Below are 12992 nucleotides of genomic sequence, written 5' to 3'. Positions count from 1 at the left end.
GAGCCGACCGCCCACCGGGACGGGAATGGATCATTCCGGGTGGCGGCCCGTCCCCGGGTCGGGGCGCTCCATCTCCGAGGTGAGGGCCCACCGCTCGTGGTCCCGCCACGCCCCGTCGATGAACAGGAAGTCCGGCGAGAACCCCTCCAGCCGGAACCCGCAGCGCCGGGCGAGGGCGATGGACGCGGCGTTCCCGGGCTGCACGTTGATCTCCAGCCGGTGCAGTCCCATGGAGGCGAACGCGTACGCGACGACCAGCCCGATCCCCTCCGTCATCAGTCCCCGCCCGGCGGCGTGCGCGAAGGCCCCGTATCCGAGGGCGCCGCACTGGAAGCCGCCCTCCACGATGTTGTTGATGTTGATGAACCCGGCGATCCCTCCGCCGTCCGGCTCGCACACCAGGAACCCGGCCTTCGTCGGGTCCTCGATGAGCCGCCTCGCGTAGGCGCTGTACGCGGTGGCGGTGGTCGGCGGGAACAGCCACGGCTGGTGCAGGGCCTTGCTCTCCCGCGCCCGCGCGGTGAACTCGGCCCCGTCGGCGGCGGTGATGTGCCGTATCGCGACACGAGGGCCTTCGGCGAGGGGACGCACGTTCTCGGACACCCCGCCACGGTACGCCGTCGCACCGGGTCGGCGCAGATGTCACCCGGCCACGGACGTCACCTGCGGCGTCTCATCACGTACGCCCCGCACACCGCCCCGACCAGGCCCGTCCCCAGCAGGGCCAGCCACAGGGGCATGGTGACCTCGGAGACCAGCAGTTGGATGTCCGTGCTCTGGGTGTTCTGGAAGACGAAGACGAGCGCGAGGATCGCGAGCAGCCCCACGACGACCCTGCCGGGGGTCAGCAGGTCGCCCCATCGCTTCCGTCCGTGCGTCCCGACCCGTTCCTGTGTCTTCGGGCTCATACCTCCAGGATGACGCGAGCCGTCGGTACCCGCCCGGCGAGGCCGTCAGATCAGCGCCGGCTCGTCCAGGGTCAGCGTGCCCGCGGCGGTGTCCAGCTCCGCCGTCACCCCGAACGGGATCGTCAGTGCCCCGTCCCCGTGCCCGAACCCGAACTCCTCCACCACCGGCACCCCGATCCCGCCGATCCGGTCCACCAGCAGCGCCCGCACCTTGTCGTACGGGTCGCACTCGGCCCAGGAGCCGAGGACGACACCGGCGACGCCGTCGAACCAGCCCGCGCGCAGCAGCTGGGTGAGATAGCGGTCGAGGCGGTAGGTCTCCTCGCCGACGTCCTCCAGGCACAGGAGGGCGCCCCGGGCCGAGGGGCGGGCATGGGGGTTGCCCAGTTCGGCGGCGAGCAGGCAGAGGCAGCCGCCGAGGAGGACGCCCCGGGCGCGGCCCGGTATCAGGGTGGTGCTTCCTTCGGCGGCCCGGATCGTGCGGACCGTCTCGGGGGCGAACAGGGTGGCCCGCAGATGGTCCTGGGCCCGGGCGTTCTTGATGAAGTCGAGGCCCGCGGCCATCGGGCCGTGCAGGGTGACCAGCCCGGCCCGGGTGGCGAACGCCTCGTGCAGGGCGGTGATGTCGCTGAAGCCGACGAGCGTCTTGGGGCCCGCCGCCCGGATCGCGTCCCAGTCCAGCAGGTCGACCATGCGCTGGACGCCGTACCCGCCGCGCGCGCAGAGCACGGCGGACACGGACGGGTCGCACCAGGCGGCCTGGAAGTCGGCGGCCCGGTCGGCGTCCGTCCCCGCGAGGTAGGGGAAGTCGGGGTGCCGGTCCAGTGTGTGCGGTGCGACGACGGGGTCCAGGTCCCAGCCGCGCAGGATGTCCAGCCCGGCGCTGAGCCGCTCCTCGACCACCGGCCCGCTGGGCGCGACGACGGCCACGCGGTCACCGGGGGCGAGACGGGCCGGTCTGGTCAGCGGCGTCACCGATGCCAGTGGTGCCGGTGGTGCGGCTGATGCCTTTGATGCCGGTGATGTCGCTGGTGTCACTTGTCGAGCTCCAATGTCGGGATTCCCGGAGGATTCAACCCGAAGACCTGCGCGTACAGCGACAGCTCCGCCTCCAGGACCCGGATCATCGTCTCCGCCCGCCGGAAGCCGTGCCCCTCCCCCTCGAAGGCGAGGTACGCGTGCGGCACCCGCCGGTCCTCCAGCCGGGCCAGGAACCGCTCGCACTGCGCGGGCGGGCAGATCACGTCGTCGAGGCCCTGGAGCAGCAGGAAGGGCGCGGTGATCCGGTCGGCGTGCTCGGTGGGCGAGCGCTCCACATATCTCATCGGTTCCTCGGCCAGGGGCCCGACCAGGCTCTCCAGATACTGGGACTCGAAGTCATGGGTGTCCCCCGACCCCCAGTTCGTGAGGTCGAGGATCGGGTACAGGATCGTTCCGCAGGCGTAGACGTCGGTCGTGGTGAGGGACACGGCGGCGGTCCAGCCGCCCGCGCTGCCGCCCCTGATGGCGAGTCTGGTCCGGTCGGCGGTGCCCTCGTCGGCGAGGGCCAGCGCGACCGCCGCGCAGTCCTCGACGTCGACGACGCCCCACTGCTCGCGCAGCCGGTTGCGGTACTCCCGTCCGTATCCGGTGGACCCCCCGTAGTTGACCTCGGCGACCCCGATGCCGCGTGAGGTGAAGTAGGCGATCGCCAGGTCGAGGACGAGGGGCGCGCGGCCGGTCGGTCCGCCGTGCGCCCAGACGACGTACGGCGGCAGCTCGGTGCTGAAGGCGACGCAGCCGGGGTGGTGCGGCGGGTAGATGTGGGCGTGGATCTCGCGTCCGGCGGGGCCGAGGAAGCTGCGGATCTGCGGTTCGGGGTAGTGGGCGGGGTCCACCGGGTCGTCGTGCGCGGCCCCGATCACCCGGGCCTCGCCGGTCGCGGCGTCCAGCTCGACCACCTCGTAGGCGCTGCGGGGGCTGGCCCCGATGCCGATGACCCGGCCGCCGCGCGCGGCGAGGGAGGGGGCGAACTCGGTCCAGGGTCCGGCCGCGTCGACGACCTGACCGGTGTCCAGGTCGAGGATGCCGAGCGCGGTGGCGCCCCGGCCGTGCACCACGGCGGCGAGCCCATCGTCGAGCAGCGCGAACCAGCGTGAGCCGACCTTCCACAGCGGCCCGCCGAACTCCTCCTCCCGGGCGCACAGGGCCGTGCGCTCGCCGCTGTCGGGGTGGAGGCGGTAGAGGTTCCAGTAGCCGGTGGTGTCGCTGGAGAGGACGAGGGTGCCGTCGGCGGCCCACTCGGCCTGGGCCACGGACTCCTCCGGGCCGCCCGCGACGGTCCGGGGCTCGCCCAGCAGACCGTCCCCGGTCACCTCGGCGACCAGCAGCTCCGTGCCGTCCCAGGGCATCCGCGGATGGTCCCAGGCCAGCCAGGCGGCGCGGCGGCCGTCCGGTGAGAGCCGGGGGCCGGTGACGAACCGGTGGCCGTCGTCGGTGAGTTCCCGTACGGCGGCGCGGTCCTCGGCGGCCGAGCCGTCCAGCGGGACGGCGGCGACGACCCGGCGGACGTCGGTGGGCCCCTCCCCGGTGAACTCCTCCAGGACGCACCACACCTCGTCGCGCTCCGGGTGCGGCCGGGGATCCACCCAGCGCAGTCCGCCGCCCACCGGCGACACGGGGGTGAGGGGCCGGGGCTCGCCACCGGGTTCGTACCGGTAGAGGCGCTGGTCGGCGAAGTTCACGAAGACCACGAGGGGGCCGGTGTCCCGCACGAGGCCGGCCCAGGCCTGGCCGCCGTACTCCATGACCCGGCTGCGTACGTTCCACGGGGCCGGCAGCACCGACTCCTCCGTGCCGTCGGCCGTGCGCCGTACGAGGGTGCGCCGGCCGCCCTCGGTGGGGCGCGGCTCGGTCCACCACGCCTCGTCGCCGACGAAGCCGACGGACTCGGGGTGTCCGTCGTGCGCGGCGGCGAGCGCCGCGTCGATCGGCGAGGGCCACGAACCGTACGCCAGGGTCTGCACCTTGTCCCCCATTTTCCTTGGTCCCCCGTGTGCCGTCACTCAGGCCGTCCGCAGGAAGCGGTCGAGGACGCGGACGCCGAAGTGGAGCGCCTCGACGGGGACGCGTTCGTCGACCCCGTGGAACATCGCCGCGTAGTCGAAGCCCTCGGGGAGCCTCAGCGGCGAGAAGCCGTAGCCGGTGATGCCGAGGCGCGAGAACTGCTTGGCGTCCGTGCCGCCCGGCATGCAGTACGGCACCACATGGCCCTCGGGCGCGAACTCCTCGACGGCGGCCCGCATCCGCGCGTAGGTCACCGAGTCCACGGGGGCCTGGAGCGCCACCTCCCGGTGTTCGAACTCCCAGTCCACATCGGGTCCGGTGAGCCGGTCGAGGGTCTCCCGGAACTCGTCCTCGCCGCCGGGCAGATACCGGCCGTCCACGCGGGCGACGGCCTCCCCCGGAATCACGTTGATCTTGTAACCGGCGTCCAGCATGGTCGGGTTGGCGCTGTTGCGCACGGTCGCCTCGACCAGGGCGGCGGCCGGGCCGAGCTTGTCGAGCAGCCGGTCGACGCCGCCGGGACGGTCGAGGTCGGCCTCGACGCCGTACAGCGCGGCGAGTTCGGTCAGGGCCGCGCGGACGGTCGGGGTGAGCCGCAGCGGCCACTCGTGGGCGCCGATCCGGGCGATGGCCGTCGCCAGCCGGGTCACCGCGTTGGACCGGTTCACCTTGGAGCCGTGGCCGGCCCTGCCGCGTGCGGTGAGCTTCAGCCAGCCGGTGCCTCGCTCCCCGGCCGCGATCGGGTAGATCTGCCGTCCGGAGCCGTCGTGGAAGGTGAACGCCCCCGACTCGCTGATGCCCTCCGTACAGCCCTCGAAGAGGTCCGCGTGCTCGTCGGCGAGGAAGCCGGAGCCGTCCGCGGCGCTCGCCTCCTCGTCGGCGGTGAACGCGATCACCACGTCCCTGCGGGGGCGCGCTCCCGTGCGCGCCCAGTGCCGGGCGACCGCGAGGATCATCGCGTCCATGTTCTTCATGTCGACCGCGCCCCGGCCCCAGACCACGCCGTCGCGGATCTCCCCGGAGAAGGGGTGCACGGTCCAGTCCGCGGCCTGTGCGGGCACCACGTCCAGATGACCGTGGACCAGCAGCGCGTCCGCCGACGGGTCGGTGCCCTCGATCCGGGCGACCACGTTCGTCCGGCCCTCGGTGCGCTCCAGGAGCGTGGGCTCGATACCGGCCTCGGCCAGCCGCGCGGCGGCGTACTCGGCGGCGGGCCGCTCCCGGCAGTCCCCGCCGCCGCGGTTGGTGGTGTCGATACGGATGAGGTCGGAGGTGAACCGGACGACCTCGTCGAGCGCCCGCTGGTCCACGGGTGCCGTCTCCCCGGCCATGTGCTCAGCCATATGTCTCCTCCACCGCGGCCGAGACGATCGTGGTGACCGCCTTGAAGGTGCGGATTCCCTCGTACATGGTCGGGCTGGTGTACGCCACTTTGCGCTCACCGGTCCGGGTCACGCCCGGGACGACGGTCGCGGCCATCGCCAGGTGTTCGGCGTCGAACTCCAGCGCCACGGTGAACGGTCCGCCCCTGACCGGCTGGTGCCGCACGGCGAGCGCCGCGGCCTCCTTGGCCGCCGCGCGGATGTCGGCGGCCGTTCTCGCCGGGGTGCGGCACACCGCCGCGTACCGCGAGACATGGTCCTTGACCGCCACTTTGAGCGCCTCGGGCGCGTACCCGAGGGCGTCCTCGCACGCCACGTCGTCACCGGTCACCAGCACCACCGGTACCCCGTACTCGGCCACCACATGCGAGTTGAGCAGTCCCTCGCTGGCCCGCTCGTCGTTCACCCACACGCCGGTGATCGAGTTCGCCAGGTAGGTGTGGGCGAGGACGCCCTCCATGCCGGCGCCCGCGTGATAGCCGACGAACGCGATGCCGTCCACGTCGCCGTGCTGCACGCCCTCCACCATGGACAGCGCCTTGTGCCGTCCGGTGAGCATCTGTGCGCGCTCGTCCAGCTCCTCCAGCAGCAGATTGCGCATCGTCCAGTGCGCCTCGTTGATCAGCACGTCGTCGGCGCCGCCGTCGAGAAAGCCGAGCACGGCGGCGTTCACGTCGGAGGTGAACATCGAGCGGCACCGCTCCCACTGCGGTGTCCCCGGCAGCACGTCGGCCGGCCAGGTGACACCGGTGGCGCCCTCCATGTCGGCGCTGATGAGGATCTTCATGGCTCGAACCGTACGCGTTTCCGCCGATCCGTGGCAGACCTGTGGATAACTCTCACCGGCGCGCCCGTGCTCCGTCCACCGGGACGGCACACGGGCCCCTCGAAGCCGCCCCTACGCCGTGCCTCCCACCACGTACCACCTGGACGGCAGTTCGATCCGGGTGCCGTCGGCGGTGTGTTCGGTGGTGATCAGCGGGAGTTCGCCGTGGGCGACGAGAGCGAGGCCGGAGGCGCTCAGATAGCGCGGGATCGCGGCGTCGGAGACCTCGCCGGGGGCGATGCCGTGGCGGAAGACCGGGGCGAGCTTGGCGGGCGGTCCGCCGGGACCGGCCGCGAGGCCCATGAGGACGGGCTTGGCGGCCTCGGAGAGTTCGACGAGACAGGCCCGGCCGCGGTCGCCCACGAGGGTGGCGACGGTGTCGATCAGACGCTGCCGGTCCTCGGGCTCGCACTGGTGGAGGACTCCGCGCACATAGACGTTGGCGTCGCCGAGGTCGGCGTGCAGCGTCTCGGCGTCGGCCTTGTCCGCCGCGTCGAGCGGACGGTACGCGGCCCGGCCCTCGGGGTCCGCTCGGCGGGCACGGTCGAGCGCGGCGGTGGAGAGGTCCGCGCCGATCACCCGGCGGAACCGGTCGGCCAGGAAGCGGGTCTGGGTGCCGTTGCCGCAGCCGAGGTCGACGAGGGGCAGGTCGGGGACGGTCAGATACGGCTCGAACAGGGCGAGGTGGACGGCCGCGGTCCGTTCGGGTCCGGCGTCCCAGAAGACCGCGCCCGGTTCCTCGGAGGCCTCCCGCCAGAACCCCTCCCAAGCCTCCCGGTACCGACTCGTCACGCTCATGCCCAACCCCCCGGAATCGCGATACCGGCCCGCCACGCCGACGGCCCAGAACGGTGTACCGCGCCGGGAATGCGCGGGCAAGCACCCTGCGCGCACCTTCACCTCTCGTTCAGAACCCGCGCGCCCCTGTACGCCCTGCACGCCCCGTGCGCCCCCTGGTCACGCGGTGAACGGCCGCGCGGGCTCAGCGCCGCCTCGGCAGCGTCAGCTCGAACCACACCGTCTTGCCCGCGCCCGTCCGGCTGGTCCCCCACTCGCGGGCCAGGGTGGTGAGGACCCGCAGCCCGCGGCCGTGCTCGTCCGTGGGCCCCGCGCCGAGCAGGGTCGGCAGGGCGGGGTCGTCGTCGTAGACCTCGCACTGCAGGGTGTCGCCGCGGACCAGGCGGAGTTCGACGCGGCGCCCGCGCGCGTGCCGTACGGCGTTGGTGACGAGTTCCCCGACCAGCAGGACGGTGGTGTCCACGAGGGTGTCGAGGCCCCAGACGTGGAGCTGTTCACGGACGACGGCACGCGCGCGTGCGGCCTCGACCGGGTCGGCGGCGAGGCGCCATTCGGCGACGTCCTCGGGTTCGATGCCGTTGAGGCGGGCCATCAGCAGGGCCACGTCGTCCTTGCGGCCGCCGCGGGTGTTGAGGGCACGGATGATGGTGTCGCAGGCGTCGTCCATGGAGGCGGCCGGGTGGGCGGCGGACTCGCAGAGGGTGGCGAGTCCGACACCGATGTCCTCGCCGCGCACCTCGACCAGTCCGTCGGTGCACATCACGAGCCGGTCGCCGGGCTCCACGCGCACGCGTACCGCCTCGAACGGCACCCCGCCGACGCCGATGGGCGCGCCCGTGGGCAGGTCGAGCAGTTCGCTGCGGCCGTCCACGGCGCGGACCAGCACGGGCGGGATGTGGCCGGCGTTGGCCAGGCTCAGTTCGCCCGCGACGGGGTCGTAGACGGCGTAGAGGCAGGTCGCGAGGTAGTGCTCGCCGAGGCGCTGGGCGAGGTCGTCGAGGTTGCGCAGGAGCTGTGCGGGCGGCAGGTCCAGGGCGGCCATGGTCTGGACGGCGGTGCGCAACTGGCCCATCATCGCGGCGGAGTTGAGGCCGTGCCCCATGACGTCGCCGACGACCAGGGCGGTCCGGGCGCCGGGCAGTTTCACCGAGTCGAACCAGTCGCCGCCGACGCGTCCGAGCAGGGTGCCCGGGAGGTAGCGGGTGGCGATGTCGCAGCCCGTCATATGGGCCTCGATCTGCGGGAGCATGCTGTCCTGCAGCGTCTCGGCGACGTTCTCCTGGTAGGTGTACATACGGGCGTTGTCGAGGACGAGGCCCGCGCGGGCGGCGAGTTCGGCGCCGGTGACGCGGTCCATGTCGTCGAAGACCTCGCGCTCCGGGTGGCGCAGCAGGATCATGAAGCCGAGCACGACATTGCGGGCCTTCAGCGGGACGACCAGCATGGAGCGGCCCGTGATCAGCGGCCGGATGTCGCGCTTGTCGAACTGCGCGGCGATCGCGTGCCCCATCCGCTCGCTGATGCGCGGCACGAGGACCGGCTCGCCGGTGGTCATGCACTGGAAGAACGGGGTGTGCGCCGGGAAGGGCATGGCCTCGCCGACGGGCACGACGTCGTCCCAGCGGCCCGGCTCGTCCGTGTGCTCCAGGGCCACCCGGTGCCACATGGTGGTGGTGTCGGGCACACCGTCGGGGAAGCCCTCGCCGGCGACGACCTGTTCGCGCAGATAGGTGCCGGCGACATCGGTGAAGCGGGGCACGACGGCCCTGCTGACCTCGACGATGGTGCGGGACAGGTCGAGGGAGGTGCCGATGCGTCCGCTGACCTCGTTGAGGAACTCCAGGCGTTCGCGTACCGCCGCGTGTTCGAGGTCCTCGCCCTCGTCCCGCGCGTCCTGAGGGACCGGGAGCCCGTCCGCGACGGCGCGCGCGGCCCGCTCACGGCGCGCACGCCGCTCCGCGCGCCGGGGCACGCCCCAGTCGGGGGTGACGGGAACCCGGTCGTTCTGGCTGAACTCCAGGACCGGATAGCCCAGTTCGAGGACCTGGGAGACGATGCGGGCGCTCTCGCCGACGCTCATGCTGGGCAGGATCTCGGGGAGCCTGCGGGCCAGTTCCTCGGCGCCGGGGAAGTCCGTGTACAGGGCGAAGCCGGGCGCGATCCGCTCGACGGCGACGGCGGTCGCGGGGGTCACGGCCGTCTCGTCGTCCCGCCCGCGCAGGGTCTCGGCGTCGGCGGCCAGCACGAGGAGCCGCTCCCGGCCCGGGCCGACCAGGGGGTACGCCCACCACAGGACGTCGATCCGGTCGCGGCCCGGCACGGTGAGCCTGGCGCGGCCGGCGGCCGGGTAGGGGAGCCGGCCGTCGAGGGAGGTCTCCAGGTCGTGGCCGAGGGCGTCGTAGGCGCCGTACGCCCCGTGCAGGGCGATGTCCTCCTCGTCCGGCAGGGCGCCGGAGACGGGCAGCAGGTCGAGGGCGGGGCGGCCCACGGCTTCGTCCTTGGTGGTGCCGAAGAGACGGCGTGCGCCGGTGCTCCAGTGCGAGACGAGGCCGCCGCGGTCGACGACCACCACGGCCAGGGGGATACGGCCGACCGCGGTGCGCTCCGCCGTGCCGTCACCGGCTCCGTGGCCGGTGGTCGCACCCGTGCCGGTGCCACGGTCCATGGCCAAGGCCCTTTCTCCCCACGGTTCGCAAGATCTGCGCCGCCTTCACTACCGTACGACCGCGTAGCGTCGCGATGTGTGGCATTACGCGAATTGCTCCGTGGGAGCCTCCGGCGCACGCGCAGGCCATGCGGGGGCGCACGATCACTCGTGCGCCCCCGTGTGGCGGACGGTCAGTCCGCGTACCCCAGCTGCAGATCCCGTTCCGCCCTGCCCCCGGCGGAGATCTGGAGCACCGTCGCGACCGGCGGATAGCCGGTGGCGATGACCGTGTACTCGCCGGAGGCGAGGTCGACGAACCGGAACGTCCCGTCGATGCCGGTGGTGAGGGTGTCGACGACGTTCCCGGCGGCGTCGAGCAGCGTCACGCGCGCGTCCTCCACCGGCCGCCCGCCCCCGGCGCGGACCGTGCCCCGCAGGACGGCGCCCCCGGCGAGTTCGATGTCCTGGCGGGTCTCGCGGGCGGCCCGGACGGTGACGGGGAGCGCGGCGGGGCGGAAGGCGTGGGCGCTCGCGGCGAGGGTGTACTCCCCGGCGACCAGCTCGGTGATGAGGTACTCGCCCTCCTCCCCGCTGCGGGTGGTGACGACGACCTCGCCGTGCGCGTCGGTGAGCGTGACGGTCGCGTCGCCGACCGCGCGGCCGTCCGACGTACGCACCGTCCCGGCCAGTCGCCCCGCCCCGCCGAGCACGATGTCGACCTCGACGGGCCGCTCGCCGACGGTGACGCTCACGGCCTGCGGCTGATGGCCCCCGGCGGCGGCGATCAGCACGTACGCCCCCGGCCCGGGGGTGGACAGCGTGTACCGCCCGTCCTCGCCGCTGCCGCCCCGCCCGGTCTGCCGGCCGGTGCCGTCGATGAGGGTGAGCGCGGCCCGGGGCACGACGGTGCCGTCGGAGTGCTGGACGGTCCCGCGGACGGGGACCCCGGTGGCGTACGGCGAACGCGCGTGCGGGATCTGGACGGAGGGCGCGGGCCTGGGCCCGTACGCGGAATCCGGCTCGGCCCCCGTCTGCTCGGACCCGGAATCGGACCCCGGCTCGGACTCGGCGGGCCCCTCCTCGAAGGGCACCGGCGTCTTCTCCTTGAGGAAGCAGGCGACCAGCAGCCCGAGGACGAGCACCGGCGTGAGGTACAGGAAGAGCCTCGGCATGGCCTCGGCGTAGGCCGCGGCATAGGTGTCGCGCAGCGGGCCGGGCAGGGTGTGGACGAGGCCGGGGGTGAGGGAGCCGGGGTCGGGGAGGACGGCGCCGGTGCGCTCCGGGAGGCGGTCCGCGAGCCGGGCGGCCAGGAGCGCGCCGAACGCGGCCACGCCGACGCTGCCGCCGATCTGCCGGAGGTAGTTCCCGGCGGCGGTGGCGGGCCCGATGTCGTCAGGGCGTACGGAGTTCTGCACGGCGAGGATCAGGACCGGCATCACCATGCCGATGCCGGCGCCGAGGACGGCCGTCCAGATGCCGAACTGCAGCCGGGGCGTGTCCGGCTCCAGCCGGGACAGCAGCCAGACGCCGAGCGCGGTCAGGGCGGTGCCGAGGACGGGGTACGTGCGGTAGTGCCCGGTGTGCGCGATGAGCCGGCCGGAGACGACGGACGCGCCGACGATGCCGGCCGTCATCGGCAGCATGAGCAGTCCGGACTCGGTGGCGGAGATCCCGCCGGCCATCCGCAGCTGGGTCGGCAGATACCCGGCGGTGGTGAACAGGGCGATGCCGATGACGACCCCCACGAGGCCGGTCACGACGAAGGCCGGGTCCTTGAACAGCCGCAGCGGGACCAGGGGCCGGACGGCGAACCGCTCGGCGACGAGGAAGAGGACGGTCGCGGCGACCGCGCCGGCGGCGAGACCGAGGACGGGCCGTGAGGTCCAGGCGTACGCGGTGCCGCCCCAGCCCGCCAGCAGGACCGCACAGGTCGAGGCGGCGGCGAGCAGCAGGGTTCCCAGGACGTCGGGACGGCCCTTGGCCGTGGTCCTCGGCGGGCGCGGCGCGAAGGAGACGACGGCCAGGGCGAGGAGGCCGAGAGGCACGTTGAGGTGGAAGCACCAGCGCCAGGACAGCTGGTCGGTGAGCCATCCCCCGAGCAGTGGTCCCGAGACGGAGGCGAGGCCGAACACGGCGCCCACCAGGCCCAGATACCGGCCCCGGTGCCGGGTCGGCAGGATGTCGGCCATGATCGCCTGCACACCGATCATGAGGCCTCCCGCGCCGACGCCCTGGAGCGCGCGGAACGCGATGAGCTGGTCCATGCTCCGGGAGAACCCGGCGAGCGCGGAGCCGGCCACGAAGACCGCCAGCGCGCACTGGAAGACGCCCTTGCGGCTCCGGAGTTCGGCCAGCCTGCCGTAGACGGGCAGGGTGACGGTGGCGGTGAGCAGATAGGCGGTGATCGCCCAGGACATCCGGTCCACGCCGTGCAGCTCGCCGACGATCTCGGGGAGAGCGGTGGCGACGACCAGCTGCTCCAGCGCGGCGAGGAGCAGGACGAGGAGCAGTGCGGAGAAGACCGACCGGACGCGGTACGGGCCGAGTCGGGGAGGTCCGTCCGCCGGTGGCGGTGGAGCGGGTGTGGTGGCCGGGTCGTCCTTCACCAGTGTGGTCGCGCCCATGCGTACCGCTCCCCTCGTCGCACTTACCGCACAATTCCCGCATTAAGCGGCAACTGTCGGTAAGTGCGGCGAGTTACGGCATTCCGGGGAGCGTCACGGAGATCCACTCGAACCGGTGAGGAGGGCAACGAACCCCGGATGACGGCCGGTTGGGCCGGGCATCCTCGCCGTTCCCGGTGCTACTTCTCCACCTCGGCGGCCAGGTTGGCGAGCAGGGCGTCGTAGATCCGGGCGAGGCCCTTGGGGGCGAAGGTCTTCTCGAAGAAGCCGCCGATGCCGCCGGCGCCCTGCCAGGTGCTGGTGACGACGACCCGGGAGCCGCCCTCGCCGGCCGGGGTGACCCGCCAGACGGTGACCATGGAGGAGTTGCGGTCCTTCTCGACCAGTTCGCCGTCGGAGGGCTCGGTGACCTCCAGGAGGCAGTCGCGCACCCGCTTCTTGGTGGCCTGCAGCTTCCAGTGGACGAGGGTGCCCTCGCCGTCGCCGCCCTCGCGCACCTCGTACTCGCTGAAGTGCTGCGGCATCAGCTTCTCGCGCGCGCCGTTGTACTCGGCGAGGGTGTCGAACACCGTCTCCGCGTCCGCCGCGACGACTCGTTCGGTCGTGGCCTCGACCTGCGCCATTGCACTTCCTCCAGCACTTGGTAACTCGGGGATGTGCGGAAAGCCAACCACCCCCCGGCCGGAGGGCCCAAATCGGGGTGCCCCCGGGGTCCGCGACGGCCTGCCCGAAGGACCCTCGCCAGCCCCGCCGCAGCCTCAC

The 12992-nt window shown here is 73.1% G+C and carries 10 protein-coding genes; all 10 read right to left on the bottom strand.

Annotated elements, in window-relative coordinates; translation table 11 throughout:
• Positions 1-30: 30 nt before the first annotated feature.
• Positions 31-603: a GNAT family N-acetyltransferase gene (locus tag J8M51_RS25475; RefSeq protein WP_086757745.1), complete on the bottom strand. Its 573-nt coding sequence runs from the start codon at positions 601-603 to the stop codon at positions 31-33.
• A gap of 56 nt (positions 604-659) precedes the next feature.
• Positions 660-908 carry a lipopolysaccharide assembly protein LapA domain-containing protein gene (locus J8M51_RS25470; protein ID WP_086757744.1) on the bottom strand — a complete coding sequence of 83 codons (249 nt, stop codon included), beginning with the start codon at positions 906-908 and terminating at the stop codon, positions 660-662.
• Positions 909-953: 45 nt separating this feature from the next.
• Positions 954-1883 (bottom strand): S66 peptidase family protein, encoded by a 930-nt coding sequence (locus tag J8M51_RS25465; RefSeq protein WP_086757742.1) that lies wholly within the window; start codon positions 1881-1883, stop codon positions 954-956.
• A 59-nt stretch (positions 1884-1942) separates the two neighbouring features.
• Positions 1943-3925: an LpqB family beta-propeller domain-containing protein gene (locus J8M51_RS25460; RefSeq protein WP_086757740.1), complete on the bottom strand. Its 1983-nt coding sequence runs from the start codon at positions 3923-3925 to the stop codon at positions 1943-1945.
• A 27-nt stretch (positions 3926-3952) separates the two neighbouring features.
• Complete coding sequence (locus tag J8M51_RS25455) at positions 3953-5296, bottom strand: M20/M25/M40 family metallo-hydrolase (protein WP_236067793.1); 1344 nt, start codon at positions 5294-5296, stop codon at positions 3953-3955.
• A complete protein-coding gene (locus tag J8M51_RS25450) occupies positions 5289-6122 on the bottom strand; it encodes a M55 family metallopeptidase (protein WP_086757735.1) in 834 nt (277 codons plus the stop codon). The genes J8M51_RS25455 and J8M51_RS25450 overlap by 8 nt, the downstream gene beginning before the upstream one ends.
• A 111-nt stretch (positions 6123-6233) precedes the next feature.
• Positions 6234-6959: a class I SAM-dependent methyltransferase gene (locus tag J8M51_RS25445; RefSeq protein ID WP_086757733.1), complete on the bottom strand. Its 726-nt coding sequence runs from the start codon at positions 6957-6959 to the stop codon at positions 6234-6236.
• Positions 6960-7143: 184 nt separating this feature from the next.
• Positions 7144-9624, bottom strand: a complete 2481-nt coding sequence (locus J8M51_RS25440; RefSeq protein WP_086757731.1) for an ATP-binding SpoIIE family protein phosphatase — start codon at positions 9622-9624, stop codon at positions 7144-7146.
• Positions 9625-9797: 173 nt separating this feature from the next.
• Positions 9798-12230, bottom strand: a complete 2433-nt coding sequence (locus J8M51_RS25435) for an MFS transporter (RefSeq protein WP_267299498.1) — start codon at positions 12228-12230, stop codon at positions 9798-9800.
• Between the two features lie 179 nt (positions 12231-12409).
• Positions 12410-12853, bottom strand: coding sequence for an SRPBCC family protein (locus J8M51_RS25430; protein WP_086760383.1), 444 nt, complete (start codon positions 12851-12853; stop codon positions 12410-12412).
• Positions 12854-12992 lie beyond the last annotated feature (139 nt).

The sequence above is a fragment of the Streptomyces griseiscabiei genome, from assembly GCF_020010925.1.
GTDB classification, from domain to species: Bacteria; Actinomycetota; Actinomycetes; order Streptomycetales; family Streptomycetaceae; genus Streptomyces; species Streptomyces griseiscabiei.
Note: the sequence above shows the minus strand (reverse complement) of the source record. Positions and strands in the feature narration are given on the sequence as shown.